The organism is Faecalibacterium sp. Marseille-Q4164, assembly GCF_017377545.1.
In the GTDB taxonomy this organism is placed as follows: Bacteria; Bacillota; Clostridia; order Oscillospirales; family Ruminococcaceae; genus Faecalibacterium; species Faecalibacterium duncaniae.
This window is the reverse complement of the sequence record NZ_JAFREJ010000019.1, coordinates 17,863-41,231: the sequence shown is the minus strand read 5'-3', so window position 1 is coordinate 41,231 and position 23,369 is coordinate 17,863. Positions and strand designations below refer to the sequence as shown.

The window sequence follows — 23,369 nt, the reverse complement described above, 5'->3', positions numbered from 1 at the left end:
CAGGAGGATTTTGAATGAACAATACCGCAACCAACAGTACCCCTTGCCCGACTGTCAGAAAGCAGATCGGCAAGACCACCTATATCGTCCGTGTGCATTTCAGCCAGACCGCAAAAGAAACGATGGAGGACAAAATCAAGCGTCTGCTCCGTGAGGAAGTCCGCAAAATGTGACTTCTTTTTGAATTTGATGAAAAAGTCCTTGACTTTTCGTCTCTGGCAAGACAGCCAAAAGCATTTTGATTTCCTGCGGTGCAAGACTGGCTCCCTTTGATATTCCCCAACTTCGGGAGATCATGTCTTATGACGAACTGGAGCTGGATAAGCTGGGGGATGAAAAATCAGCGCTGTTCTTTCTTATCAGCGACACGGACACCACCTACAACTTTTTGGTTGCCCTCGCTTTTTCGCAGATGTTCAACCTTCTGTGTGAACGGGCTGATAACACCTATGGCGGGCGTCTGCCCTACCATGTGCGGGTGCTGTGGGACGAGGCAGCCAACACCGGACAGGTGCCGGGGCTGGAAAAGATCGTGGCCGTCATCCGCTCCCGTGAGATCAGCCTGACGCTTTTTTATCAGGCAATGAGCCAGTGCAAGGCATTGTACAAAGACCATTCCGAAACCATCATGGGCAACATGGACAGTATCGTATTCCTCGGCGGCCGGGAGGCTTCCACCCTAAAGGATATTTCGGAAAACTGGCTGGGCAAGGCCACCATTTCCATGCAGACCGAGGGCCGAAGCCGTGGACAGTCTGAAAGTTACAGCCAGAATATGCAGCGGCTTGGCCGGGAGCTGATGACCACCAGCGAGATCACCACCATGCCCGGGGATAAATGTATCTTGCAGCTTCGGGGGCTCCCGCCCTTCCTGTCCCCGAAGTATGACTTGAAAAAGCACCCGAATTACAAGTACACAGCCGAATTTGATAAAAAGAAAAACGCCTTCCGCTTGGAAAGCCTGTTCCGCCACCGGCCATTGAGACTAAAGCCGGAGGACGAATACACGGTGTACGAAGTGGACGGCTCCGACACGGACGAAGAAGCTGACCTGTTGAATTTCGATGATCTGGACAGCGACGAGTTTGTGTAACTTCGGGCCATGATGACCCGAAGCGCCGCCGATGTGGGCGGCTTTTTTTGTACCCAAAACCATCAAACAAACAAAATGGAGGAACGTATATGGAATTTTTCAATCAGGCAATCGACATTCTTAAAATTCTGGTCATGGCTCTTGGCGCTGGTCTGGCGGTATGGGGCGTCATCAACCTTCTGGAAGGTTACGGGTCGGATAACCCTGCGGCAAATGCTCATGTACGGTAGAGAAGCACAAAGCAAAACAAAGACAGCCAGTCCTGCCACTATTCCGAAGTCAGGGGAACGCAATAGAAAAATTCATAGCTGTATGCTATACTTAATTAGCATTTGAACATATCAAGCTGACACAGCAATCTCTTTGCTTGCCGTTAATGCGCGTCTACCAATAGTCCGCAGAAAGCAAGAGTAGCGTAAAGGTATAAAAATTTCAAACTTCTTTGTAACGAAATTCCGATTTCTCCGTCTAACCTATGAAGCTGAAGGAGGTGATGACAAGTATGGACTATGAAAAGCTCTATAAAGCCTACTATTTACAGGTATACTCGTATACTATTTCTCTTGCCAAAAATCGTGAGATAGCAGAGGAAATCACGCAGAACACATTCTATAAGGCTGTTTCTACAACATCACAATTCAAAGGTAAGTCAGATGAATTGACATGGCTCTGCTCCATAGCAAAAAACCTTTACCATGATGAAATGCGAAGCCGTCAGCGAGTAGCTGATGTGAGTGAAATCAATGACTTGCCATCAAATGAAAATGTTGAGAACTCAGTTGCAGATTCTGACATGGCGTTCCGCATACACCTCGTTCTTCACCGTTTGGAAGAACCATACAAAGAAGTCTTTCAGCTTCGCGTATTCGGGGAACTATCTTTTTCACAAATCGCTGCAATTTTTGGAAAAACAGAATCATGGGCGAGAGTTACTTATCATCGTGCAAAGCTAAAAATTCAAGAAAGGATGGATGAAAAGCATGAGTAAACAATGCGATATTGTTCGAGATATTCTTCCGCTGTATGTTGACGGTGCTTGCAGCGAAGCAAGCGCAGAGATGGTAAAAGAGCATTTGAACGCCTGTGCTGACTGTAACGCAATTTATCAGAAATTGCTTTCTCACACGAGCGAAGATGTTCTTCACGAAGAAAGCGAAAGCGTTATTATGCGCCATGAGGCAAAAGAAAAGCAGAGAGGCAGAAAAAAGATAACGATTGCTGTTCTCGTTTCCATCGCTCTTTGTATCATTGCAATTTTTACAGCTCTCTTTCTGTTACCTATAAACATTGCTTATGAGCCTGTCAAAATCGACTTCCCATTTGAGGTTGAAGATGTCGAAAACGTTGAAATGTACCACTATGACGGAGTGCCTGCATCAGCAGAAAAGAAAGTAGTTGTTGCTGAAAATGATATAAAGACCCTGTATGATAAGTTCAAGGGCTTATCCCTAAAAGACAAAACGACTGAGGAAACTGCCGGAGCAGATGTGACCAGCTTTAGATTTAACCTCTCAGATGGAACAAGCTACGATTTGATTTACGCCTGCTATGGGGTTAAAAACGGCGAATTGAAGTCAGCAGCAGGCGGTTTTAAGTATTTCACAAGTGCGGATATCGGCTCTTATTGGAACAATTTGAATACGGAACTTGAGGCAATTCCTATCAATGAGAGTGAATTGCCGTGAGCAGATAGCAAACCCAGCCGAGCCTGTCAACGGTCAAGATGAACGGCGCAAATGCGCCGCCGTTGACAGCCCCGCCCGTCTTTGCTGTTCGGTAATCAAGAGGGCGACAGCACAAGATGCTGCCGCCCTCTGCCATTATTCAGAAATGGGGATTTTCCATGACCGAACACGAAAAGTATCAAGAACATATCCGGCATACATATGATGCCTTTTGCAAGACTGTTATTCGCCACGCTGCCATAGACGCAGCCCGGAGCATACGGAGCCGCCGCAAGCGGGAAATCTCGCTTGAATATCTGATAGAAGAAAAACACTATCCATTCAGTACCACAGATAAATACTTTGCGGAGCAATCCGGCATGACCAGCTATCCGCTTTTCGTCTGTGGTCAGATGGTGCTTTTGGAAAGTCCAGAGCTTGCCGCAGCCCTGTCCGCACTATCACAGATGGAACAGGAAATCATTTTCTTGTACTACTTCCAACGATTGACGCATAGGGAGATTGGACGGAGATATGGACGGGCTGGCAACACAACCGGGCGGCGTATTCAGATGATTTTACGGCGGCTACGGGCAGAGTTGGAGGGTTTGTCCTATGAGCCAGCTACTTCCCTATGAGACAATCGTTAAGGCAAGCGGGGGCGACCCGGAAGCTGTTGCCGCCGTCCTATCCCATTATGCGGGATATGTCCGCTCTTGTGCGAAAATGGACGGACAGATTAACACGGATATGCAGGAGCATATCGTCAGGCAACTGATAGAAAGCCTGTTGAAGTTCCGCTTTGACCGCTAAACAGAAAAGTTGTATAATTAGAGCCTGACAAATTAAACTTCAATGAGGGTAGAGCAAATGGAACAGATTATCAATTATAGAGACATACCCACAGATAAAAGGATTGACATATTAAATGCTCTTGAGCGAATAGGTTTTTTTCCGGCATACGGCGGCGTGAGAACAATGCAGCAAATTATGGAAAAGTCAGTTCCAGGTTCAGGCCCACAATTCTATTTCGTTTTCCGTGAAAATGAGTTGATAGGGTACAATTTTCTCATTGGGGACACTAAGAAATATAAAGCGTTCCCATGGCTTGCTATTAGCAATATGGATGAGCAGAAGTTGACTGTTTGTGAAGAACTGATGAAAATACAAATTGCCTTTTTTGAAGAACTCGGAATGCAAAAGATAGCAGATCATTGCGTTAGGATTATGGAAGATTACAGAAAAGGAATTGGAAAGCGGAAAGAAAGCGATTGCAGATAAATTCCATTTGAAAAACGGCTGACAATTTAATACCGCCGCCCATCACAGCGGCAGATAAGCAGTAAATCTTGAAAAGGTTTACTGCTTTTTTTGCGCCCATTTTCAAAAATCTTTGGCAAACCACACCGCCGGATTGTTGTAGGGAGCAGACAGGGAAAATAAAAAAATTTTCGCTGCGTTTGCCAAAACGCCCCCTTTTCACCGTTGTAGTGGTGAAAAGCGGGCAGAACACGCCGCCGCAATCGCTATATTGGTGGAGCAAGCCAGTATATCCGCAAACCAGAGCCGCCGAGGAAAGCGGTAGTTTTTTAGAGCAAGATTCTACCGCAGTACCAAATTTCGCTTATCGCTCATTTTGTCCTTGCGGGAATCTTGTTGGGGAGTGCCTTCCCCAAACCCTGCTTATGCGGCTTACGCCGCTTGAAAAATTCCCGCAAATTCTTTTCGGATTATTTCAAAAACAGTTCCGCTACACACCCCGTTTTTCTCCTATTAGTGAGAGGACACCACGCACAGAAAGGAGGTCAACCACCTATGAAACGATATAACATGCCCCACCGCAGCAGGGTAGTCAAGACCCGGCTGACCGATGAAGAATACGCCGACTTTACCGCCCGGCTTGCCCCTTATGGTATGAGCCAGTCCGAATTTATCCGGCAAGCCATTACACGGGCAACCATACGCCCCATTGTTACCGTTTCCCCGGTCAATGATGAATTGCTTGCCGCTGTCGGGAAGCTGACCGCCGAATACGGCAGGATCGGCGGCAACCTCAATCAGATTGCCCGGTATCTGAACGAATACGGCGTACCGTATAACGCCCTGTCCGGCGAAGTCCGAGCCGCCATTTCCGACCTTGCAGCCTTGAAGTTTGAAGTCTTGCAGAAAGTGGGTGAAGCTGTTGGCAACATTCAAACATATCAGCTCTAAAAATGCCGACTACGGAGCAGCGGAAGCCTACCTCACTTTTGAGCATGACGAGTTTACCATGAAACCCACCCTTGATGAAAACGGGCGGCTTGTTCCCCGTGAGGGCTACCGCCTTGCCACGCTGAACTGCGGCGAAGAAGATTTTGCTGTTGCCTGTCTGCGCTCCAATCTCCGCTATGGCAAGAACCAAAAACGGGAAGATGTGAAATCCCACCACTATATCATCAGCTTTGACCCACGGGACGGAACGGACAACGGTCTGACCGTTGATAAGGCGCAGTCGCTGGGCGAGGAATTTTGCAACGAGAATTTCCCCGGACACCAAGCCATTGTCTGCACCCACCCGGACGGGCACAATCACTCTGGCAACATTCATGTGCATATCGTCATAAACAGCTTGCGGATTGAAGCCGTCCCGCTTCTGCCCTACATGGACAGACCAGCGGACACGAAGGACGGCTGCAAGCACCGCTGCACAGACGCAGCTATGGAATATTTCAAGTCCGAAGTCATGGAGATGTGCCACCGGGAAAATCTGTATCAGATTGACCTTTTGCATGGCAGCAAGAACCGAGTGACCGAGCGTGAATACTGGGCGCAGAAGAAAGGGCAGCTTGCCCTTGATAAAGAGAACGCCGCCAGAGAAGCCACCGGACAGCCGACCAAGCCCACCAAGTTTGAAACGGACAAGGCGAAGCTGCGCCGGACGATACGGCAGGCACTTTCCCAAGCTGGCAGCTTTGACGAGTTTGCTTCCCTGCTTTTGCGGGAGGGCGTAACTGTCAAGGAGAGCCGGGGGCGGCTTTCCTACCTCACGCCGGACAGGACAAAGCCTATCACAGCCCGGAAGCTGGGGGACGATTTTGACAAGGCTGCTGTCCTTGCCCTGCTCACGCAGAACGCCCACAGAGCCGCCGAACAGACCACAGCCATACCCGAATACCCCCACACCCAAAAGGAACGCTTGCGAGAGGAAAAAACCGCAAAAACCGCCCCGGCAGACAACACCTTGCAGCGCATGGTTGACCGGGAAGCCAAGCGAGCTGAGGGCAAGGGCGTGGGCTATGACCGTTGGGCTTCCCTGCACAACCTCAAACAGATGGCGGCTACCCACAACTTCCTCATGGAGAACGAACTGCTTGACCTTGACAAGCTGGACGCAGCCGTGGAGAGCAGCCGGAAAGCTCTTTCCGAAGCAAGGGAAAGTCTGCGGGGCATTGAGCAGAGCATTTCCGACAAGAAAAGTCTGCGAAAGGTTGTCAACGATTACCGCCGCACCCGCCCCACCATTGACGCTCATAAAAAGCTGTCCGGCAGAAAAGCGGAGAACTACCGCCAGTCCCACGAAGCGGAATTTATCATCTATGAAGCTGCCCTGCGCCAGCTAAAGGTGCTTGCACCGGGAAAGAAGCTGCCCGCCACTTCCAAGCTGAATACGGAGATTGAAGCCCTCATTTCCGAGAAAAACGCAGCTTACAACACCTACCGCACCGCAAAAGCCGAGTATGAGCAGCTTGCCACCGCCAAACGGAACGCAGAGCAGATACTACACGGCACACCGAGCCGACAGAAAAAGCATGAACAGGAGCGTTAAAAACCGCCCCGAAATGATACCGAAACCATACAAAAGGCAGGGGGGTATGCCATACCCTATCCGCAATACCCCTGACCTTTCCAACGGGGCTTACAGGGCAGATTTTTCCCGAAAATGGCACCGGGAACATACAGATTTTGCCCCTGTCCCCTCATACCCGACCAAACCGAAGAAAGGAGCGTTTTTTCATGCCGAGAATGAGCAAGAAGCGGCGGCTGGAATGGGCGTTCTTCCTCAATGAGCGAAACCGCATTACTTTCAATGCCCTTTGCCGGGGCTGTACCCATGACTGCAAGCAGAGTTTTAGGGCTATCGTGGTACTCTGCCCCCGGTATTATTCAAAGAGATGGAAAGCCCGCCCCACAGATAAGGAGAACCAAGATTATGTCAGATAACCGCAAATATTATTACCTCAAACTGAAAGAAAGCTATTTTGACGATGACGCTATCGTGCTGCTGGAAAGTATGCAGGACGGTATGCTGTATTCCAATATCCTCTTGAAGCTGTACTTAAAATCGCTGAAATACGGCGGCACTTTGCAGCTTGACGAAAATATCCCCTACACCGCCCAAATGATAGCCACCATTACCCGCCAGCAGGTCGGCACAGTCGAGAGGGCTTTGCAAATCTTTATGAAACTGGGGCTTGTTGAACCGCTGGACAACGGGGCTTTGTATATGAGCAATATCGAGCTTTTCATCGGTCAGTCCTCTACCGAGGGGGAGCGTAAGCGCAGGGCAAGAATGAAGATTTCAGAGCAAAAACGGCTTAGTGGACAAGTGTCCGAAGCAAAAGCGGACATTTGTCCACCAGAGATAGAGATAAAGAAAGAGATAGATATAGAGATAGAAAAAGAGAGAGAGTTAAAACCGGGACGAGCCGCCCCCGCAGCTTACGGCAGATATAAAAATGTGATTTTGACAGATACAGAGCTTTCTGAACTGAAAGCAGAACTGCCCGACAAATGGGAGTATTACATTGACCGGCTATCCGGCTATATCGCTTCTACCGGGAGGAAATACAAGAACCATGCCGCCACTATCCGCAGATGGGCGGCTGACGATACCGCTAAAGCTGCCCCGAAAAAGGGCATACCCGATTACAGCTACAAGGAGGGAGAAAGTCTATGAAACCAGCTTTTGAAGATATGAGTTTACAGATACCAGCAGCCACCGCCGAGCCGGAGGACTACACAGGTGAGGACGGTCTACTCTACTGCGGCAAGTGCCGGACACCGAAAGAAGCCTATTTTCCGGCTGATAAGGTTGCCCTGTTCGGGCGTGACCGACACCCGGCAGAGTGTGACTGCCAGCGGGCGCAGCGCATGGAGCGTGAAGCCGCCGAACAGCAGAGAAAGCACCGGGACAAGGTAGAAGAACTGAAACGCCTGGGCTTTACCGACCCGGCTATGCGGGAATGGACTTTTGCCAATGACAACGGCAGAAACCCGCAGATGAAAACCGCCCGTTTCTATGTGGAGCATTGGGAGGACATGAAAGCCGGGAACATCGGCTATCTGCTCTGGGGCAGCGTCGGCACAGGCAAAAGCTACCTTGCCGGGTGCATTGCAAACGCCCTCATGGAGCAGGAAATCTCCGTAAAAATGACGAACTTCGCCGCTGTCCTCAATGACCTTGCCGCCACCTTTGAGGGCAGGAACGAATATATTTCCAAGCTCTGCCGCTATCCGCTGCTTATTCTTGATGATTTTGGAATGGAGCGTGGAACAGAGTACGGCTTAGAGCAGGTCTACAATGTGATTGACAGTCGTTACCGAAGCGAAAAGCCGCTGATCGTCACGACCAATCTAAGCCTTGACGAGCTGAACAATCCCCTGGACACAGCCCACAAGCGGATTTATGACCGGGTAACAGAGATGTGTACCCCTGTCTGCTGCTCCGGCGTGAATTTCCGCAGGGAAAAGGCACAGGAGAAAATGGAACGGCTGAAAAAGCTGATGAACGATTGAAAGGAGTTTGCCTATGACCGATAAAAAAGAGCATATCAAACACAGCATGAAAAGCACCGCACCCGCCGACTGCGTGACGGAAATCCGCATAGGGAACTCTGTTCTTGTGGTGTCCGGCTTTTTCAAGCAGAGTGCCACGGAAACCGCAGCCGACAAAATGGCTAAGGTGCTGGAAGCGGAAGCTGCTACACAAAAATCGGCAATATGACGGGCGGTAAAGAAGCATTTTTCACATTTTGCCGCTATACACGCCGCCCCGCCATGTGGTACAATCGAAGTACGGAATAGTGGGGCTGGCTGTCAGAAACGGAGGAAACCATGTTAAGACAGACAACCCAAAACCTTATTACCGCCCTTTATCCGAGATTATCCCATGAAGATGAATTGCAGGGGGAGAGCAACTCTATATCCAACCAAAAGCGCATTTTAGAAACCTACGCCAAGCAGAACGGCTTTACCAATCTCTGCTGGTACACGGACGATGGTTATAGTGGTGCGAACTTCCAAAGACCCGGGTTTCAAGCCATGCTTGCAGACATTGAAGCCGGAAAAGTCGGCACAGTCATAGTCAAGGATATGTCACGTTTAGGGCGAAATTATCTCCAAGTGGGAATGTACACAGAAATGCTTTTCCCACAGAAAGGCGTCCGCTTTATCGCTATCAATGACGGAGTGGACAGCGCAATGGGCGACAACGATTTTACCCCGCTGCGTAATCTTTTCAACGAATGGATGGTGAGAGATACGAGCAAAAAAATCAAGGCAGTTAAGAAAGCAAAAGGTCTAAGCGGAAAGCCTGTTACCAGCAAGCCCGTGTACGGCTACCTCATGGACGATGACGAGAATTTCATCATTGACGAGGAAGCCGCCCCGGTAGTCAAGCAGATTTACCAGCTTTGCCTTGCCGGAAACGGGCCTACCAAGATAGCCCGTATGCTGACCGAGCAGCAAATCCCCACGCCGGGGACGCTGGAATACCAGCGCACAGGCAGCACACGCCGCTACCACCCCGGCTATGAATGTAAGTGGGCGACCAATACTGTTGTTCATCTTCTGGAAAACCGGGAGTACACAGGCTGTCTTGTGAACTTCAAGACGGAAAAACCGTCCTACAAGATGAAGCACAGCATAGACAATCCCATTGAGAAACAGGCGATTTTCGAGAACCACCATGAGCCAATCATCGACTTGCAGACATGGGAACGGGTGCAGGAGTTACGCAAGCAGCGCAAACGCCCCAACCGCTACGATGATGTGGGCTTGTTCTCCGGCTTGCTGTTCTGCGCCGACTGCGGTCATGTGATGTACCAGCAGCGGTATCAGACCGACAAGAGAAAGCAGGATTGCTACATCTGCGGCAGCTATAAGAAGCGCACCGCCGACTGTACGGCGCACTTCATTCGCACCGACCTTTTGACGGCGGGTGTGCTGGACAATCTGCGGAAAGTGACCGCCTATGCACAGAAGCACGAAGCCCGGTTCGTGAAGCTGCTTATCCAGCAGAATGAAATGGGCGGCAAGCGGAAGCTGGCGGCGGCAGCCAAGCAGCTTGAACAGGTGCAGAGCCGCATTGCAGAACTTTCCCGCTACATCAAGCGTCTGTATGAGGACAATGTAAACGGGAAAATCAGTGATGAGCGTTTCATGGAAATGTCCGCAGACTACGAAGCCGAGCAGCGGGAACTGAAAGACAGAGCCGCCGCTTTGCAGGGCGAGCTGGACAAGGCACAGGAAGCCACGGTAAACGCTGAAAAGTTTATGAGCGTTGTCCGCAAGTACCTTTCTATCGAAGAACTGACACACACTCTTTTGCGTGAAATGGTGGAGAAAATCGTTGTTTATGAATGTGAGTATGACGAGAACGAAGTACGCCGCCAGCGCATTGATATTTATTACAGCTTTGTAGGCAAGATTGACTTGCCCGAAGAATAAAGCCCGACCTATCCGACACCCTGCGCAAGTGGCGGATAGGAACGGCAAAATTTTTTACACTTCTTTTACTTCTTTATCTCACATAAGCAAAATCACAGGGCATTAAGCAGTTCATGGCTAATTAAAGGGAACAAAAAGAAAGGGAATGCACAATCCAGACGGTATCAGCGGCAGGCTACAAGAATAAATTGTGATTTCACAAGATTGGTGTTATAATAAGAGAAAAGTTCCTGCCGGGGCAACCGCCCCGGTGGTATGGATAGAAAGGCAGGAAAACAATATGCACATCAGCTATAAACCACTCTGGCACACACTGTTAGAGCGTGATATGAGAAAAGAGGATTTAAGGCTTGCTGCTGGTATGACAACAAATATGATTGCCAACATGAGCAAAGAGGGAAAGCACATCAGCATGGATACATTAGCCCGTATCTGTGAAACTCTGAATTGTGAGATTACTGATGTGATTGAGTTAGTACCAGACGAGCCTGCTTCCACAGGAGGTAAGGAACATGAGCGAATTGAAACCAAGAATAACGGAAAACGGAATTGATTATATCCTTGTCGGAGATTACTACATTCCAGGCTTGAAACTGCCGGAGGAACACCGCCCTATCGGAAAGTACGGACGAATGCACCGGGAATATTTAAGAGAAGTCCACCCAGCCAGATTGAATACATTGATACTGACCGGAGAATTGTTGACATATCTTGCAGACCTGAATGAACAGGCACAAAAACGGTTAGACACTATCATGGAGCAGATGAAAGCTACCGAGGGCGTGACAGAGGAATTGAAGTGTACCCGACAAATGGAATGGGTGCAGCGTTGCAATAACATTCACAACAGGGCAGAAGAAATTGTTTTGTATGAGATGATTTATTCATAACGGGAGCAATTAAATCGGAGGTATATAAGATGATTGAAATTGTATTTGGTGAAAGTGCCTGTGGAAGTTTGAAAATTGCCCAAACTTACGGCAAGGGAAAGTATAGAGGAAGTGCTGTTTCAATATTTATGAGGCACGAAGACGGGAGTGTTCCATCTTCAGATGAAATGAAAAAGGCACAGCTTCAAGCACAGGAACAAGAACGCATTGCTTGGGAGAATGCTATTCCATTGGGAGGCAAGAGCAGTGATGTTTATTGTTTTGATATGGTTCTTAGTGTGGGAGATATTTCTGATAATGGAATTGGCGAACAGCGGAAAAATATTTTCAAGAAAATGCTGTCTGTCTGCTTTGTAGAGGATTTAGATTATCAGGTTGAAGAAAAAATACAGAAAATTAAAACTACATTGACCTCAGTGATTGAACGATATGTAGCTGGGGAAGAAATTCGCATTTGGTATAGCTATAATCCAGATGAGCTTTGTGGTATGTATTGGCTTATGAAACAACTTCAACCATTAAACTGCCAGACAACAATTTATTTGGTTAAGTTACCTACATGGGAATATGGAAAAGAAAATACTATGACATCCAAAATAGCATGGGGCGAGGTGTCTCCTGGCGAATGGGGAAACTATATAACTCTACAAGAGAAAGCTAATCCTGTATTTCTTTCAGCTTGTACTATGAAATGGAATCAACTTCAAAATGAAAATGCACCTTTGCGTGCAATGTTAAATGGTAAATTGCAAAGCGTTTCAGAAGATATATATGATAGTTTCATTCTTCGTGAAATTGCGGAACAGCCAGAGCAATTCAAAATGGCTATTGTCATAGGTAATGTTTTAGGAAAATATCAACTTGGAATTAGTGATGTATGGATTTCCAATCGCATTGATAAAATGCTTGAAGATGGTGTGTTGGAAATTATACAGGACGCACCAAAGGGAGAAACAAATTATCGCCGAATATTAAGAAAACGAATGAAATAATAACCACAGCACAAACCGCTGCTACATGGAATCCAACAAACCATGCAACAGCGGTTTTCCTTTACCGTTTTTTCCTCTGGCTGATAGGCGTTCCCATTTTCTTTGATTTTTTGAGAATACGAATGAACCAGCGAAATTCTTCTTCTGACAGGTTTTTATAGTTGATACCAAGCTGCTTGCAGTAAAGGATAACCAGTTTTTCATCTCGACTGCCCTTGAAATTTTCGACCGCTTCCAGATTTTCTTTCAGTTCATCGGCAACGGTAGTTTGGGGCGCACTCTCGCTGTCCTTTTTGTGGAATTCCCGAATATCCCGGATAATCAGGTTGAGGTCATCCAGAACCATGTGACTGAAATACTCATCATCACTGATATGTGCGGCTTGCAGCACCTTCAAATGCGGGTCATCTTCGCCGGGGCGATACCGTTCAATAATTTCATGCCGGACGGTATCAACAAGGGAGTTGAGATTTTGGATTTGCATGGTGGCAATCCCGTCCACATAAATCTCAATGTCCGCAAGAAACTTGATAAAGTCCTTATGGGTGGCAAGTTCGCAGAGCAGACGGTTGTTAATCCGACCGCTTTTCAGCAGTGCCACCATCTCATCGTTCAAATGCAGCTCCGTCAGTGGCGTGTTGATCTGCTCCCTGTTCTCTGTCCGGCACAGCAGATAATCGACGGAAACCCCATAGAAGTCTGCCAGCGTGATAAGGTTGCCATGATTGATTTCCTTATAATCCTCTTTTTCATAACTGCCAAGGGCTGATTTAGAAATGCCCGTCAGCTTTGATAGTTCTTCCAGATTTAAGCCTTTGTCTTTGCGGAGTTCCCAAAGGCGTTCCTGTATGCTTGTTGCAACTTTCATGGGCGCACGCTCCTTTCCGGTGGTTTTATTTCTGCCGTTTAACTGGATTATATCACACTTTCCGCAATCGTGGAAATTTCTGATTTTCCCCCTGATTCCTACTTTGTGGATATACGGCACAGGGCACAAAAATGTTCTATGATACAGGTAGTTCATCGATGGATTATTCCAATCGAATGACCAGCCTGTGTGGGATATGCTTCCCCGGCGATGTAGCGCCATGACTTTTGGCAGGGATATGGAGGAACCCTGACCGAAACGAGCGTACCAAAGGGAGCGATACGCCGCTGTGAGATTCAGGGGAGGAACGACACCGGGGAGAACTGGCGAACTGACACCGAAATGATACCGAAACACGACAATCTGATAGGGGGATAGTCTACCCTATCGCTGATACTTCGGGAGATTTTAAGCGGCTCTATGACCGTAATTTTGCCGAAAATCGCCCCGAAACCATACACAAAAACGGGAGGAAGCGCAATATGCCGAGAATGAGCAAAAAGAGGAAGCATGAGCTTTCTTTTTACCTCAATGACCGGGGGCGTGTCACTTACAACGAATTATGCCGGAAATGCCAGCATGGGTGCAAGCAGAGCTTCCGGGCGGTTGTGATTGACTGCCCCCGTTATTTATCCAAACGAGCAAAGAAAAAGGAGGAACACACCGAATGATTTTTGAATTTATGACGATAGACACACCATTGCCGCCCTGTATGGCTTTTCCAAGAGCGTTGACAGGGTTTCCAGTCAGCAGCACCGCAAAGATCATGTACTGCCGGATGTTGGACGCTATGCTCTCCAATGGGCAGGAGGACGAGAACGGAATCCTGTTTGTCTGCTTCCCTGTCACAGCCATTGCCGCAGTCCTGTCCCGCAGCTCTATGACGGTCAAGCGTTCTTTGAATGAACTGGAAAACGCCGGACTTATCATGCGGGTGCGTCAGGGCGTTGGAGAACCAAACAGGATTTATGTGCTGATACCGGGAAAGGAGGACGCTGCCCTTGCCTGATACCTCAAAGCTGGAAAAACTCAATCGGGAGTTGGAGAAAAGCGAAAAGAAACTGCGGAAAGCCATCAATGATGAAAAGGCATTGCAGCACCAGTTAAAGCAGCTTACCCGAAAGGAACGGACGCACCGGCTCTGTACTCGTGGCGGTATGCTGGAAAGTTTTCTGCAAGAGCCGGAACGCCTGACAGATGATGATGTCATGCTGTTGTTGAAACTCATTTTTCACAGGCAGGACACGCAGGAACTATTGAAAAAACTGCTGGAACGGGAGAAGCCGGAAACCCCTTAGTTTACTAAGGGCGCAATTATACACCACCCAGAGGTTGGTGCATTGCGTTCTCCGAAGGCTCCTCGCCGGAGGGCTGTGATTTTCCGCAGTCATGGTCTGCTCCAAATCATACAGGGGACGCTACACTTCCCCTGCGCTGGCTGCCGCCAGCTACCCTTTTGTGGACTTGCCTGTTGGGGACACCTTGCGGTGCAAGCTGTTCCCAGCCGACAAGTTTCATAAAATACGCTATCTTTTCGATAGGCGATGAAGTATAATGGAGATGACAACAAATCGGGATTTTGGGAGCAGGAGAAATCGAGATTGGAGGATAAATTGGTGAACAAGATTTTCAAATGTCTTATTCGATTTTTGATAGAAGTGATAGTTATGACAGTTTTGATTGTTGGAATCAACATATTTATGAATGGTATGTATCTTTGGGGATTGCCCCGCATAAATGATATTCAGTCTGTAAATATCACGTATCCGAGTGTCACGGATGATGTTAAAGAAATTTCGAGCCGTGAGGATATTGAGTTAGCCTTAAAGCTAACGGGATTTCTGAAATATGATTTATTTGGGGAAGTGAATAGCGAAGAAGAACCTGCTATTACAATTACTTATTTTCTTAAAGATGGAACAAGCAAAACCATCTCCGCTAATAACACTACTGTCTGGTGGAACAATAAAATTCATGTAATCAAGGACAAGGAAATGTTTATCAACCTAACAGAGGGAATTTTCTTTCTGGAAGATTTACAAACAAAGTAAATCAATTCAAGTTTGTCAGCTTCACATCGGGTCAACTTGCCCCGAACTTTTACAATTAAATACCCGCCGCCCACATAGCGGCACACCGAGCAGGAAATCTGAAAAAGGTCTCCTGCTTTTTTTCTGCCAAAATGAGGTGGTAAAACGCCACCCCATCCACCAATTACCGAAAGGAGGGACACGAAATGCCCTGCCCACACAACGAAATCACGATTGTTCAGCGCAGCCAGCGGCAGTCTGCGGTTGCCGCCGCTGCTTACCAAAGCGGCGAAAAGCTGTTCTGTGAATACGACCAGCAAGTGAAGCACTACCCGGAAAAGCGTGGTATTATCCACAATGAAATTCTGCTCCCGGCAAACGCCCCACGGTCGTATGCAGACCGCAATACCTTATGGAACGCCGCCGAAGCGGTGGAAAAGCAATGGAACTCCCAGCTTGCAAGGCGGTGGGTGCTTACCATCCCAAGAGAGATACCACCCGACCAGTATGCTGTCCTTGTCCGGGAGTTTTGTGAGCAGCAGTTTGTTTCCAAAGGCATGATTGCTGATTTTGCAATCCATGACCCCCATCCGCCGGGACACAATCCCCACGCCCATGTCATGCTCACTATGAGGGCAATGGACGAACATGGAAAATGGCTTCCCAAGAGCCGCAAGGTTTATGACCTTGACGAAAACGGGGAACGGATAAAACTTCCGTCCGGCAGATGGAAAAGCCACAAGGAGGATACGGTGGATTGGAACGACCAGAAGTATTGCGAAATCTGGCGGCATGAATGGGAGGTCATCCAGAACCGCTATCTGGAAGCCAATGACCGTCCGGAGCGTGTGGACTTGCGTTCCTATGCCAGACAGGGGCTTGATATTGTCCCCACTGTCCATGAGGGGGCTGCTGTCCGGCAGATGGAAAAGCGTGGTATCCAGACGAATATCGGAAACCTGAACCGGGAAATCAGAGCCGCCAACCGCCTGATGAAGTCCATCCGGCAGCTTATCCAAAACCTCAAAGGCTGGATTACCGAGCTGGGAGAAAAACGGAAAGAGCTGCTTGCACAAAAAGCGGCGGAGGAAGCGACACTTCTTCCCAATCTGCTGATGAAGTACATGGAGATACGAAAGGAAGAACGGAAGGACTGGACGAGGGCTGGACAGAACCGGGGGACTTCACAGGACTTAAAGGCAGTCAGCGAAGCCCTGTCCTATCTCCGGCAAAAGGGGCTTTCCACTGTGGAGGACTTAGAAGCGTTTCTGGAATCTTCCGGGAAATCAGCCGCAGATTACCGCAATCAGATGAAGCCAAAGGAAGCCCGAAGCAAAGTGATTGACGGGATTCTTGCCAGCCGGACAGACTGCAAGGAATGTAAGCCTGTCTATGAGAAGTACCAGAAGATATTTTTTAAGAAAACAAAGGAGAAATTCAAACAGGAACACTCGGAGGTTGCCCGGTATGAAAAAGCCGCCGCCTACCTTGCCAAGCACCCAGATGATAAGGACAGTACCCAAAAGGAGCTGCAAGAGGAGCAGGAAACGCTTCTGGAAGAAATCGCAGAGTTGAAAGTACCACTGACCGAGGTACAGGAGGATTTGAAGAAGCTGCGGGACATCCGCTACTGGGTACGGAAAGCCACACCCGGCACAGAGGAAAGTAAAGAGCCGCCTAAGAAGCAGCCCATCAAGGAAGTCTTGCAGGATAAGGCAGACGAGAAAAAGGCTCAAAGAACCGCCCCGGCACAGGCGAAACACAGACAACAGGATATGGAACTTTAACAGGCACTTGCCATTTTCAATCAGAGAATGTCAGGTGCTTTTCTTATTTTCAAGGAGGGATAGATTTGAATGTATTTGAAGCTGTGAAGCAGTCCGTCACAACAAGACAGGCTGCGGAGCATTATGGAATCCATGTAGGTCGGAACGGGATGGCTTGCTGCCCGTTCCATAATGATAAAACCCCAAGCATGAAGCTGGATCGGCGTTACCACTGCTTCGGCTGCGGTGCGGATGGGGATGTGATTGATTTTGCCGCCGCCCTGTATGGGCTGGCAAAGAAAGAAGCCGCCGTACAACTGGCAAATGACTTTGGGCTTTCCTATGAGGACTGGAAACCGCCGGGAAAGGCAAAAAAGCCCAAGCCCCGGCAGAAATCCCCGGAGGAACAGTTTCAGGAAGCAAAGAACCGCTGCTTCCGTATCCTTGCCGATTATCTCCACCTGCTTCGGGCATGGAGAACGGAATATGCCCCGCACTCCCCAGAGGAAGCCTTTCATCCCCGGTTTGTGGAAGCCTTACAGAAGCAAGACCAAGTGGAATATCTGCTGGATGTGCTGCTGTTCGGGGAGACAGAGGAAAAAGCGGCTTTGATTACGGACTACGGAAAGGATGTGATACAGCTTGAACAGCGAATGGCAGAGCTTGCAGCCGCAGACACAGCAAGAACTAAAAAACACCATGAACGCCATGCAGCCGCCACAGAGCGTTGAGGAAATCAAGGCGGGGCTGGAAACTACCGAGAAAGGCGCTGTCCGTCAGAGCATACGGAACTGCCTGACCGTATTCCAGCGTGACCCTCTGCTTTCCGGGGCTATCGCATACAACATCCTGACCGACCGCAAGGACATCATAAAGCCCATCGGTTTTCACAGAGAAAGCACCGCCCTGAACGATACGGACATGAAGTATCTGCTTCTTTATCTGGAGGAAACCTACGGGCTGACCAGTGAGAAAAAGATTGAAACCGCCATCGGGATTGTGGCGAATGAGAATAAGTACCACCCCATCCGGGATTTTCTGAACAGCCTTGCATGGGACGGGACGGAGCGCATCCGCTTCTGTCTGCGGCACTTTCTGGGGGCGGATGTGGACGATTACACCTATGAAGCCCTAAAGCTGTTTCTTTTGGGGGCGATTACAAGGGCATTTAAGCCCGGAAGCAAGTTTGAAATCATGCTGTGTCTGGTAGGCGGTCAGGGGGCTGGCAAGTCCACCTTCTTCCGTCTGCTGGCAGTCCGGGACGAGTGGTTTTCCGATGATTTGCGGAAGCTGGACGATGATAACGTGTACCGCAAGCTGCAAGGTCACTGGATAATTGAAATGTCGGAAATGATGGCAACCGCCAATGCCAAGAGCATTGAGGAAATCAAGTCTTTTCTAAGCCGACAGAAAGAGGTTTATAAGATACCCTATGAAACCCACCCGGCAGACCGTCCCCGTCAGTGCGTGTTCGGCGGTACTTCCAACGCCCTTGACTTTCTCCCCCTTGACCGTTCCGGCAACCGCCGATTTATCCCGGTCATGGTGTACCCGGAGCAAGCCGAGGTTCACATTTTGGAGGACGAAGCCGCTTCCAGAGCCTATATCAGCCAGATGTGGGCGGAAGCAATGGAGATTTACCGAAGCGGCAGGTACAAGCTGTCATTCAGCCCAGCCATGCAGCGGTATCTCAAAGAACACCAGCGGGATTTTATGCCGGAGGACACCAAAGCCGGGATGATACAGGCTTACCTTGATAAGTACACCGGGGAAACGGTCTGTTCCAAGCAGCTCTACAAGGAAGCCTTAAATCACACCTTTGACGAGCCGAAGCAATGGGAAATCCGGGAAATCAACGAGATAATGAACCAGTGCATTACCGGGTGGAACTACTTTTCCAATCCAAGAATGTTTGCGGAATATGGCAGACAAAAGGGCTGGGAGCGTGAAATCCCGGCAACGGACACCGACAACCCGCCCGAAAAATCTATGGACGGTTTTGTGGAGGTCACGGAGCAGATGGAGCTTCCATTCTGAAAATGACAGCCCGTTGCCGACTTCGTTGCTATCCCGTTGCCGAGCCGGTTGCCGGGGAAAAACCCATAACTGCGGGCTTTTCTCCCCTATGACAACCAAAACAACAGAAAAATAAAAGAAAAGTATAAATAGTAACCACCGCCAGATTGAGATTGTTTGCAAGGTCTTTTGAAGCCCGTTGCCGGACTTCGTTGCCGACACCCTCTGTCTGGCTATTTTCATGTATGGAGGATAACTGCCTATGGCAAAAAACAAAACAGAGATTCATGTGACCACTGTATTTGACGGGGAGCTGGACGCCACCGATGTGTTCGTCAGCCTGATTTCCCAGAAATACGGCAAGACAAATACAAAAGAATATCTTGCTAAAAAGAAAGAATTGAAGTATAATGAAGATGAGGTTCAAAAGAGCCGGATACCGTCTGGATTGTGTGGGTAAATGGCTATGATGAACGAAATGGAATACAGAACAATCGGTTCGGCACTTGCCGGGGGCTATCGTGCAGCGGTCTATTGCAGACTGTCAAAGGACGATGACCTGCAAGGCGAAAGTGCCAGTATCGCAAACCAGCGTGATATGCTGGAAAAATACTGCGAAAAGCAGGGATGGGAGGTTGTGGCAGTCTATCAGGACGATGGCTTCACAGGTCTTAATATGGAGCGTCCTGATTTACAGAGAATGTTGAGATCCATTGAGCGCAGGCAAATCAACCTTGTTATCACGAAAGACCTCAGCCGACTGGGGCGTAACTATCTGCAAACCGGGCATTTGATTGAGGACTTTTTCCCAAGAAACGGGGTGCGCTATATCGCCATGAATGACGGTATCGACACCTTACGGGATAACAACGACATTGCCCCGTTCAAGAATATCCTGAACGAGATGTACAGCAAGGATATTTCCAAGAAAGTCCATTCCTCTTATCTTCTGAAAGCGCAGAAAGGACAGTTTACCGGGTGTCTTGCCCCGTTTGGGTATCGGAAAGACCCGGAGGACAAAAACCATCTGCTCATTGACGAGGAAACCGCCCCGATTGTGCGGCTGATTTTCGGATATGCCCTAAACGGTCATGGTCCGAACTATATCCGCAGACGGCTGGAGGAAGAAAAAATCCCCTGCCCCACATGGTGGAACCGGGAACGGGGGCTTCGCAATACCCGCACCAAATGGGAAAAGAAAGACCCGGAAAACGGGCGGTATATGTGGGACTTCTCCGTTATCAAAGACCTTTTGATGAATCCCGTCTACACCGGGGCGATTGCTTCCCAGAAAAAAGACTACCGCTTCAAAATCGGAACGATTGGGGAAAAGAAACCGGAGGACTGGGTTGTGGTTGAGGGACAGCACGAACCGCTGATTGACCGCATGAGCTTTGATATTGTGCAGAACAAGCTGAAATCCCGCCAGCGTCCGGGGCAGACCAATGAAATCAGCCTGTTTGCCGGACTGATAAAATGCGGCGAGTGTGGGAAGTCGCTGACGATACGCTACACAAACGCAAAACATCCCCAGCGGATTTACTCCTGCAAGACCTACAATGCCTTTGGAAAGAACCACTGCACCCAGCACCGGATTGACTATGACACCCTTTACAGCCATGTGCTGCGGAAAATCCGGGAATGTGCCAGAGCTGCCCTGATGGACGGGGAAGCGGTTGCTGACCGCCTGACCAATACCTGTGAAGCCGAGCAGCGGGAACAGCGGGAAGCAATGGAACGCTCCCTTACAAGGGACGAGGAACGGATTGAGGTTCTGGACAAAATGGTCATGCGGCTTTATGAGGATATGATTGCAGGGCGTATCAGTGAGCAGAATTTCAACACCATGCTGGAAAAGACACAGACCGAGCAGACGGAGCTTAAAACAAAAGTGTCCGAGGGCAGAAAGCGGCTGTCCGATGAAGTCCAGCTTGCCAATGACGCAAAACAATGGGTGGAAGCCATTCAGGAATACGCCAACATCACAGAGCTGGACGCAGCCACCCTCAACCGCTTAATCAAAGAAATCGTCGTGCATGAGCGCATTGACGAAGATAAAACAAGACACATTTCTATCGAAATTCATTTTAATCTCAAACCCATCCCGGAGGTGGAACAGGTCACTGCCTGACCTGTCCCGCCGGGACGGTTCTCTTAAAAAATACCATATAGATTTTTTGTACGCCGCCGCCCGCCATCGAGCAGAGTTTTACACCTAATTGGGGATAAAACAGCTCATGGCGGGCGGCGGTGTCGTTCTGATCGGCCTTCAGCTTATCCCTCTGCTGTCCGGCCTGTTCAGCTAAGTGTCACCCGTTGTCCCTTTTCCAGAAAAGGAGCTGATGTATGGACTTTATCATCGACGCAATCGTTGAATGGCTGAAAGGTCTGCTCGTCGATGGTATCATGGGAAATCTGGATGGCCTTTTCGATAACGTCAATCAGAGCGTTGGCGAGATCGCCACACAGGTAGGCACGACCCCGGCGGACTGGAACGCCGGGGTCTTTTCCATGATACGACAGATCTCCGAAACTGCCATTCTGCCAATCGCCGGGGGCATCCTCACTTTTGTTATGACCTATGAACTGATACAGATGCTCATAGAACGCAACAACCTCCATGAAGTTGACACATGGATGTTTTTTAAGTGGGTGTTCAAAACCTTTGTGGCTGTGATGATCCTGACGAATACCTTCAATATCGTGCTGGCGGTCTTTGATGTGAGCCAGCATGTGATACAGCAGTCAGCGGGCATTATCCAGAACGGGACAGAGATCACGCCGGATGTGCTGGACAGTCTGCGGACAGAGCTTGAGGCGATGGAGTTAGGCCCTCTGTTCGGACTCTGGCTCCAGTCCTTCCTGATCCAGCTTACCATGATTGCCTTAAACATCGTGATCTTCGTCATCGTATATGGCCGTATGATTGAAATTTATTTACTCACAAGTTTAGCGCCTATCCCGTTTGCCACAGTCCCCAACAGGGAAACCGGACACATGGGGCAGAACTATTTCCGCTCCCTCTTTGCGGTGGGCTTTCAAGGTCTATTGATCTTAGTCTGTGTCGCCATCTATGCGGTGCTGATCCAGAGTATCGCCACCGACGGCGACCCCATCGGGGCGATCTGGGGCTGCGTGGGATATACGGTGCTGCTGTGTTTTACCTTATTCAAAACAGGCAGTCTTGCAAAATCCATCTTCGGCTGCCATTAAGAGACTTCGGGCCATGCTGACCCGAAGCGGAAAGGAGAAATCCATGCAGGAAAAAACTGCGGGCGGGACACCAGCCGCCCCTATAAAACTGGATGTAAGCGTGCGGGTCATCGAACCTGTGAAAAATCTAATGGGCTTTGCCAGCGTGAAATTCAATGATTGTTTTGTGGTAGAAAATCTGAAAATCGTACAGGGCAGCAAGGGCCTCTTTCTTGGGATGCCCAGCCAGCCGGACGGCAAAGGCGGCTATCGGGATATGGCCTACCCTGTCACAAAGGAGTTCCGGGAACAGCTCAATACTGCTGTTCTGCAAGCCTATGAGGCAAAGCTGGAACAGATGGCGGAGCGCGGCTCTGTGGGGCGTGCGTCCATTAGCGACCAACTCAAAGCCGGAAAAGCGGCTGCCGAACAGGCAAAGGCAGAGCGGCCTCCGAAGGAAAAGCCCAGCCGCAGTGCAGAGCGTTGACCTCGGGCCATGCTGGCACGAAGCAGAAAGGAGGCGGGAACCATGCCACGTAAACGGATGGGCTATGACGCGGCCTGCTATTACGACGGAAGACTGCTGGGCCGCTGTACCAAAGCGGACAGCGACGCCTATACCCTGTTGATGAACGCCTGCGGCGGGGAGGCCGCCCGTGTCCTGCGGGAATACGCCTACTTTTCCCCGGAGCTGAAGGCCATCTTGGAAAAGGCGGCGCTCATGCAGGCGGACCGGAGCCGGACGGGCGGAATGTTCCATGCGCCAAAAAGCTCCCCGTGGGGCGAGGTGCAGAGCTGTGAAACCCTCTGTCCGGGGGTGTTTTTGGTATCTACCGCCAGCCACGGCGGAACGATGGTGGCAAACGAGGTAGCCGCCGTTCTCTCCCCAGCGGCCAAAAAATGCGGCTTCAAGGACAAGGGCTATATTTGCTATGAGGAGGACGCACAGGAAAGCGTAGTGCTCCGGGAGCTGCTGGACAAAAAGCTGTGGAAAATCCCTGACCGCATTAAGGACAAAGGACAGTTTGAAGAAAAACTCAATCAGTCCATCCGGCAGTATCACCCCGAATACTGGCGGGCAAGGCAGAGCGGACGAGAAGCCGTCGAAGCTGCCCGCAGCACAGCCCCGGCCAAAGAGGCCGCAAGATAAC

The 23,369-nt window shown here is 49.4% G+C and carries 30 protein-coding genes and 3 pseudogenes; 32 read left to right on the top strand and 1 reads right to left on the bottom strand.

All coding sequences use genetic code 11. The features are described from left to right. Positions 1-14 precede the first annotated feature (14 nt). The 19 genes and pseudogenes from J3352_RS12565 (at position 15) to J3352_RS12480 (ending at position 12,346) form a co-directional block, all read left to right on the top strand. Positions 15-173 carry a transposon-encoded TnpW family protein gene (locus tag J3352_RS12565; protein ID WP_081731980.1) on the top strand — a complete coding sequence of 53 codons (159 nt, stop codon included), beginning with the start codon at positions 15-17 and terminating at the stop codon, positions 171-173. A gap of 41 nt (positions 174-214) precedes the next feature. Next, a pseudogene (locus J3352_RS12560) lies at positions 215-1,093 on the top strand (VirD4-like conjugal transfer protein, CD1115 family); the annotation flags it as partial. 89 nt (positions 1,094-1,182) lie between these two features. Further along, a pseudogene (locus tag J3352_RS12555) lies at positions 1,183-1,311 on the top strand (Maff2 family mobile element protein); the annotation flags it as partial. A 257-nt stretch (positions 1,312-1,568) separates the two neighbouring features. Then, positions 1,569-2,081 carry an RNA polymerase sigma factor gene (locus tag J3352_RS12550; protein WP_003533443.1) on the top strand — a complete coding sequence of 171 codons (513 nt, stop codon included), beginning with the start codon at positions 1,569-1,571 and terminating at the stop codon, positions 2,079-2,081. Further along, positions 2,074-2,778 (top strand): zf-HC2 domain-containing protein, encoded by a 705-nt coding sequence (locus J3352_RS12545; protein ID WP_005946129.1) that lies wholly within the window; start codon positions 2,074-2,076, stop codon positions 2,776-2,778. The genes J3352_RS12550 and J3352_RS12545 overlap by 8 nt, the downstream gene beginning before the upstream one ends. Positions 2,779-2,894: 116 nt before the next feature. Beyond that, the gene (locus tag J3352_RS12540; RefSeq protein WP_156066931.1) at positions 2,895-3,395 is read left to right on the top strand and encodes an RNA polymerase sigma factor; all 501 of its coding nucleotides are present in this window, start codon (positions 2,895-2,897) and stop codon (positions 3,393-3,395) included. Then, positions 3,373-3,570, top strand: coding sequence for a helix-turn-helix domain-containing protein (locus J3352_RS12535; RefSeq protein ID WP_156066934.1), 198 nt, complete (start codon positions 3,373-3,375; stop codon positions 3,568-3,570). The genes J3352_RS12540 and J3352_RS12535 overlap by 23 nt, the downstream gene beginning before the upstream one ends. 42 nt (positions 3,571-3,612) lie before the next feature. Continuing rightward, complete coding sequence (locus J3352_RS12530; RefSeq protein ID WP_005921288.1) at positions 3,613-4,038, top strand: hypothetical protein; 426 nt, start codon at positions 3,613-3,615, stop codon at positions 4,036-4,038. 68 nt (positions 4,039-4,106) lie between these two features. Beyond that, entirely contained in the window at positions 4,107-4,586 is a 480-nt protein-coding gene (locus J3352_RS12525) for a hypothetical protein (RefSeq protein WP_197036546.1), read from the top strand. After that, a complete protein-coding gene (gene mobC / locus J3352_RS12520; protein WP_009255338.1) occupies positions 4,573-4,968 on the top strand; it encodes a plasmid mobilization relaxosome protein MobC in 396 nt (131 codons plus the stop codon). The genes J3352_RS12525 and mobC overlap by 14 nt, the downstream gene beginning before the upstream one ends. Then, the gene (locus J3352_RS12515) at positions 4,940-6,562 is read left to right on the top strand and encodes a relaxase/mobilization nuclease domain-containing protein (protein ID WP_207700516.1); all 1,623 of its coding nucleotides are present in this window, start codon (positions 4,940-4,942) and stop codon (positions 6,560-6,562) included. The genes mobC and J3352_RS12515 overlap by 29 nt, the downstream gene beginning before the upstream one ends. 188 nt (positions 6,563-6,750) lie before the next feature. Then, a complete protein-coding gene (locus J3352_RS14350; RefSeq protein ID WP_009255336.1) occupies positions 6,751-6,957 on the top strand; it encodes a hypothetical protein in 207 nt (68 codons plus the stop codon). After that, on the top strand, positions 6,947-7,693 hold the full coding sequence (locus J3352_RS12510; protein ID WP_009255335.1) for a phage replisome organizer N-terminal domain-containing protein: 747 nt from the start codon (positions 6,947-6,949) through the stop codon (positions 7,691-7,693). Before J3352_RS14350 ends, J3352_RS12510 begins: the two co-directional genes overlap by 11 nt. Continuing rightward, positions 7,690-8,532, top strand: a complete 843-nt coding sequence (locus tag J3352_RS12505; protein WP_055247163.1) for an ATP-binding protein — start codon at positions 7,690-7,692, stop codon at positions 8,530-8,532. The genes J3352_RS12510 and J3352_RS12505 overlap by 4 nt, the downstream gene beginning before the upstream one ends. 13 nt (positions 8,533-8,545) lie before the next feature. After that, entirely contained in the window at positions 8,546-8,740 is a 195-nt protein-coding gene (locus J3352_RS12500; protein ID WP_009255333.1) for a transposon-encoded TnpW family protein, read from the top strand. A gap of 110 nt (positions 8,741-8,850) precedes the next feature. Further along, complete coding sequence (locus tag J3352_RS12495; protein WP_009255332.1) at positions 8,851-10,464, top strand: recombinase family protein; 1,614 nt, start codon at positions 8,851-8,853, stop codon at positions 10,462-10,464. Positions 10,465-10,654: 190 nt separating this feature from the next. Continuing rightward, entirely contained in the window at positions 10,655-11,017 is a 363-nt protein-coding gene (locus J3352_RS12490; protein WP_005335920.1) for a helix-turn-helix transcriptional regulator, read from the top strand. Beyond that, entirely contained in the window at positions 10,977-11,354 is a 378-nt protein-coding gene (locus tag J3352_RS12485) for a TnpV protein (protein WP_005335912.1), read from the top strand. Before J3352_RS12490 ends, J3352_RS12485 begins: the two co-directional genes overlap by 41 nt. A gap of 29 nt (positions 11,355-11,383) precedes the next feature. Further along, a complete protein-coding gene (locus tag J3352_RS12480) occupies positions 11,384-12,346 on the top strand; it encodes a DUF3658 domain-containing protein (RefSeq protein WP_005601707.1) in 963 nt (320 codons plus the stop codon). A 61-nt stretch (positions 12,347-12,407) separates the two neighbouring features. Here J3352_RS12480 and J3352_RS12475 read toward each other — a convergent pair whose 3' ends face one another. Next, positions 12,408-13,214 carry a helix-turn-helix domain-containing protein gene (locus J3352_RS12475; RefSeq protein WP_008372835.1) on the bottom strand — a complete coding sequence of 269 codons (807 nt, stop codon included), beginning with the start codon at positions 13,212-13,214 and terminating at the stop codon, positions 12,408-12,410. Between the two features lie 482 nt (positions 13,215-13,696). On the opposite strand from J3352_RS12475, the gene J3352_RS12470 reads away from it, so the two are divergent. The 13 genes and pseudogenes from J3352_RS12470 to J3352_RS12410 all read left to right on the top strand — a co-directional run bounded on the left by J3352_RS12470 (position 13,697) and on the right by J3352_RS12410 (position 23,368). Beyond that, entirely contained in the window at positions 13,697-13,885 is a 189-nt protein-coding gene (locus J3352_RS12470) for a hypothetical protein (RefSeq protein ID WP_002304353.1), read from the top strand. Continuing rightward, positions 13,882-14,223, top strand: coding sequence for a DeoR family transcriptional regulator (locus tag J3352_RS12465; protein WP_015524256.1), 342 nt, complete (start codon positions 13,882-13,884; stop codon positions 14,221-14,223). Before J3352_RS12470 ends, J3352_RS12465 begins: the two co-directional genes overlap by 4 nt. Next, positions 14,216-14,512, top strand: a complete 297-nt coding sequence (locus J3352_RS12460; RefSeq protein ID WP_002594808.1) for a DUF3847 domain-containing protein — start codon at positions 14,216-14,218, stop codon at positions 14,510-14,512. Before J3352_RS12465 ends, J3352_RS12460 begins: the two co-directional genes overlap by 8 nt. 303 nt (positions 14,513-14,815) lie before the next feature. After that, on the top strand, positions 14,816-15,265 hold the full coding sequence (locus J3352_RS12455) for a hypothetical protein (RefSeq protein ID WP_007886470.1): 450 nt from the start codon (positions 14,816-14,818) through the stop codon (positions 15,263-15,265). Between the two features lie 185 nt (positions 15,266-15,450). After that, positions 15,451-17,031 carry a MobQ family relaxase gene (gene mobQ / locus J3352_RS12450; protein ID WP_156066939.1) on the top strand — a complete coding sequence of 527 codons (1,581 nt, stop codon included), beginning with the start codon at positions 15,451-15,453 and terminating at the stop codon, positions 17,029-17,031. A 65-nt stretch (positions 17,032-17,096) separates the two neighbouring features. Next, the gene (locus tag J3352_RS12445) at positions 17,097-17,741 is read left to right on the top strand and encodes a CHC2 zinc finger domain-containing protein (RefSeq protein ID WP_097777468.1); all 645 of its coding nucleotides are present in this window, start codon (positions 17,097-17,099) and stop codon (positions 17,739-17,741) included. Next, positions 17,710-19,047 (top strand): virulence-associated E family protein, encoded by a 1,338-nt coding sequence (locus tag J3352_RS12440; RefSeq protein WP_156067015.1) that lies wholly within the window; start codon positions 17,710-17,712, stop codon positions 19,045-19,047. The genes J3352_RS12445 and J3352_RS12440 overlap by 32 nt, the downstream gene beginning before the upstream one ends. A 241-nt stretch (positions 19,048-19,288) precedes the next feature. Then, a complete protein-coding gene (locus J3352_RS12435; RefSeq protein ID WP_002595102.1) occupies positions 19,289-19,486 on the top strand; it encodes a hypothetical protein in 198 nt (65 codons plus the stop codon). After that, a complete protein-coding gene (locus tag J3352_RS12430) occupies positions 19,487-21,157 on the top strand; it encodes a recombinase family protein (protein WP_005335872.1) in 1,671 nt (556 codons plus the stop codon). Between the two features lie 91 nt (positions 21,158-21,248). Beyond that, positions 21,249-21,332, top strand: a pseudogene (locus J3352_RS12425) (Maff2 family mobile element protein); the annotation flags it as partial. Positions 21,333-21,372: 40 nt separating this feature from the next. Further along, positions 21,373-22,239 carry a VirB6/TrbL-like conjugal transfer protein, CD1112 family gene (locus J3352_RS12420; protein WP_156066942.1) on the top strand — a complete coding sequence of 289 codons (867 nt, stop codon included), beginning with the start codon at positions 21,373-21,375 and terminating at the stop codon, positions 22,237-22,239. A 43-nt stretch (positions 22,240-22,282) separates the two neighbouring features. Continuing rightward, the gene (locus tag J3352_RS12415) at positions 22,283-22,705 is read left to right on the top strand and encodes a SpoVG family protein (protein ID WP_117613993.1); all 423 of its coding nucleotides are present in this window, start codon (positions 22,283-22,285) and stop codon (positions 22,703-22,705) included. A gap of 42 nt (positions 22,706-22,747) precedes the next feature. After that, positions 22,748-23,368, top strand: a complete 621-nt coding sequence (locus tag J3352_RS12410; protein WP_370569106.1) for a hypothetical protein — start codon at positions 22,748-22,750, stop codon at positions 23,366-23,368. Position 23,369: the final 1 nt, after the last annotated feature.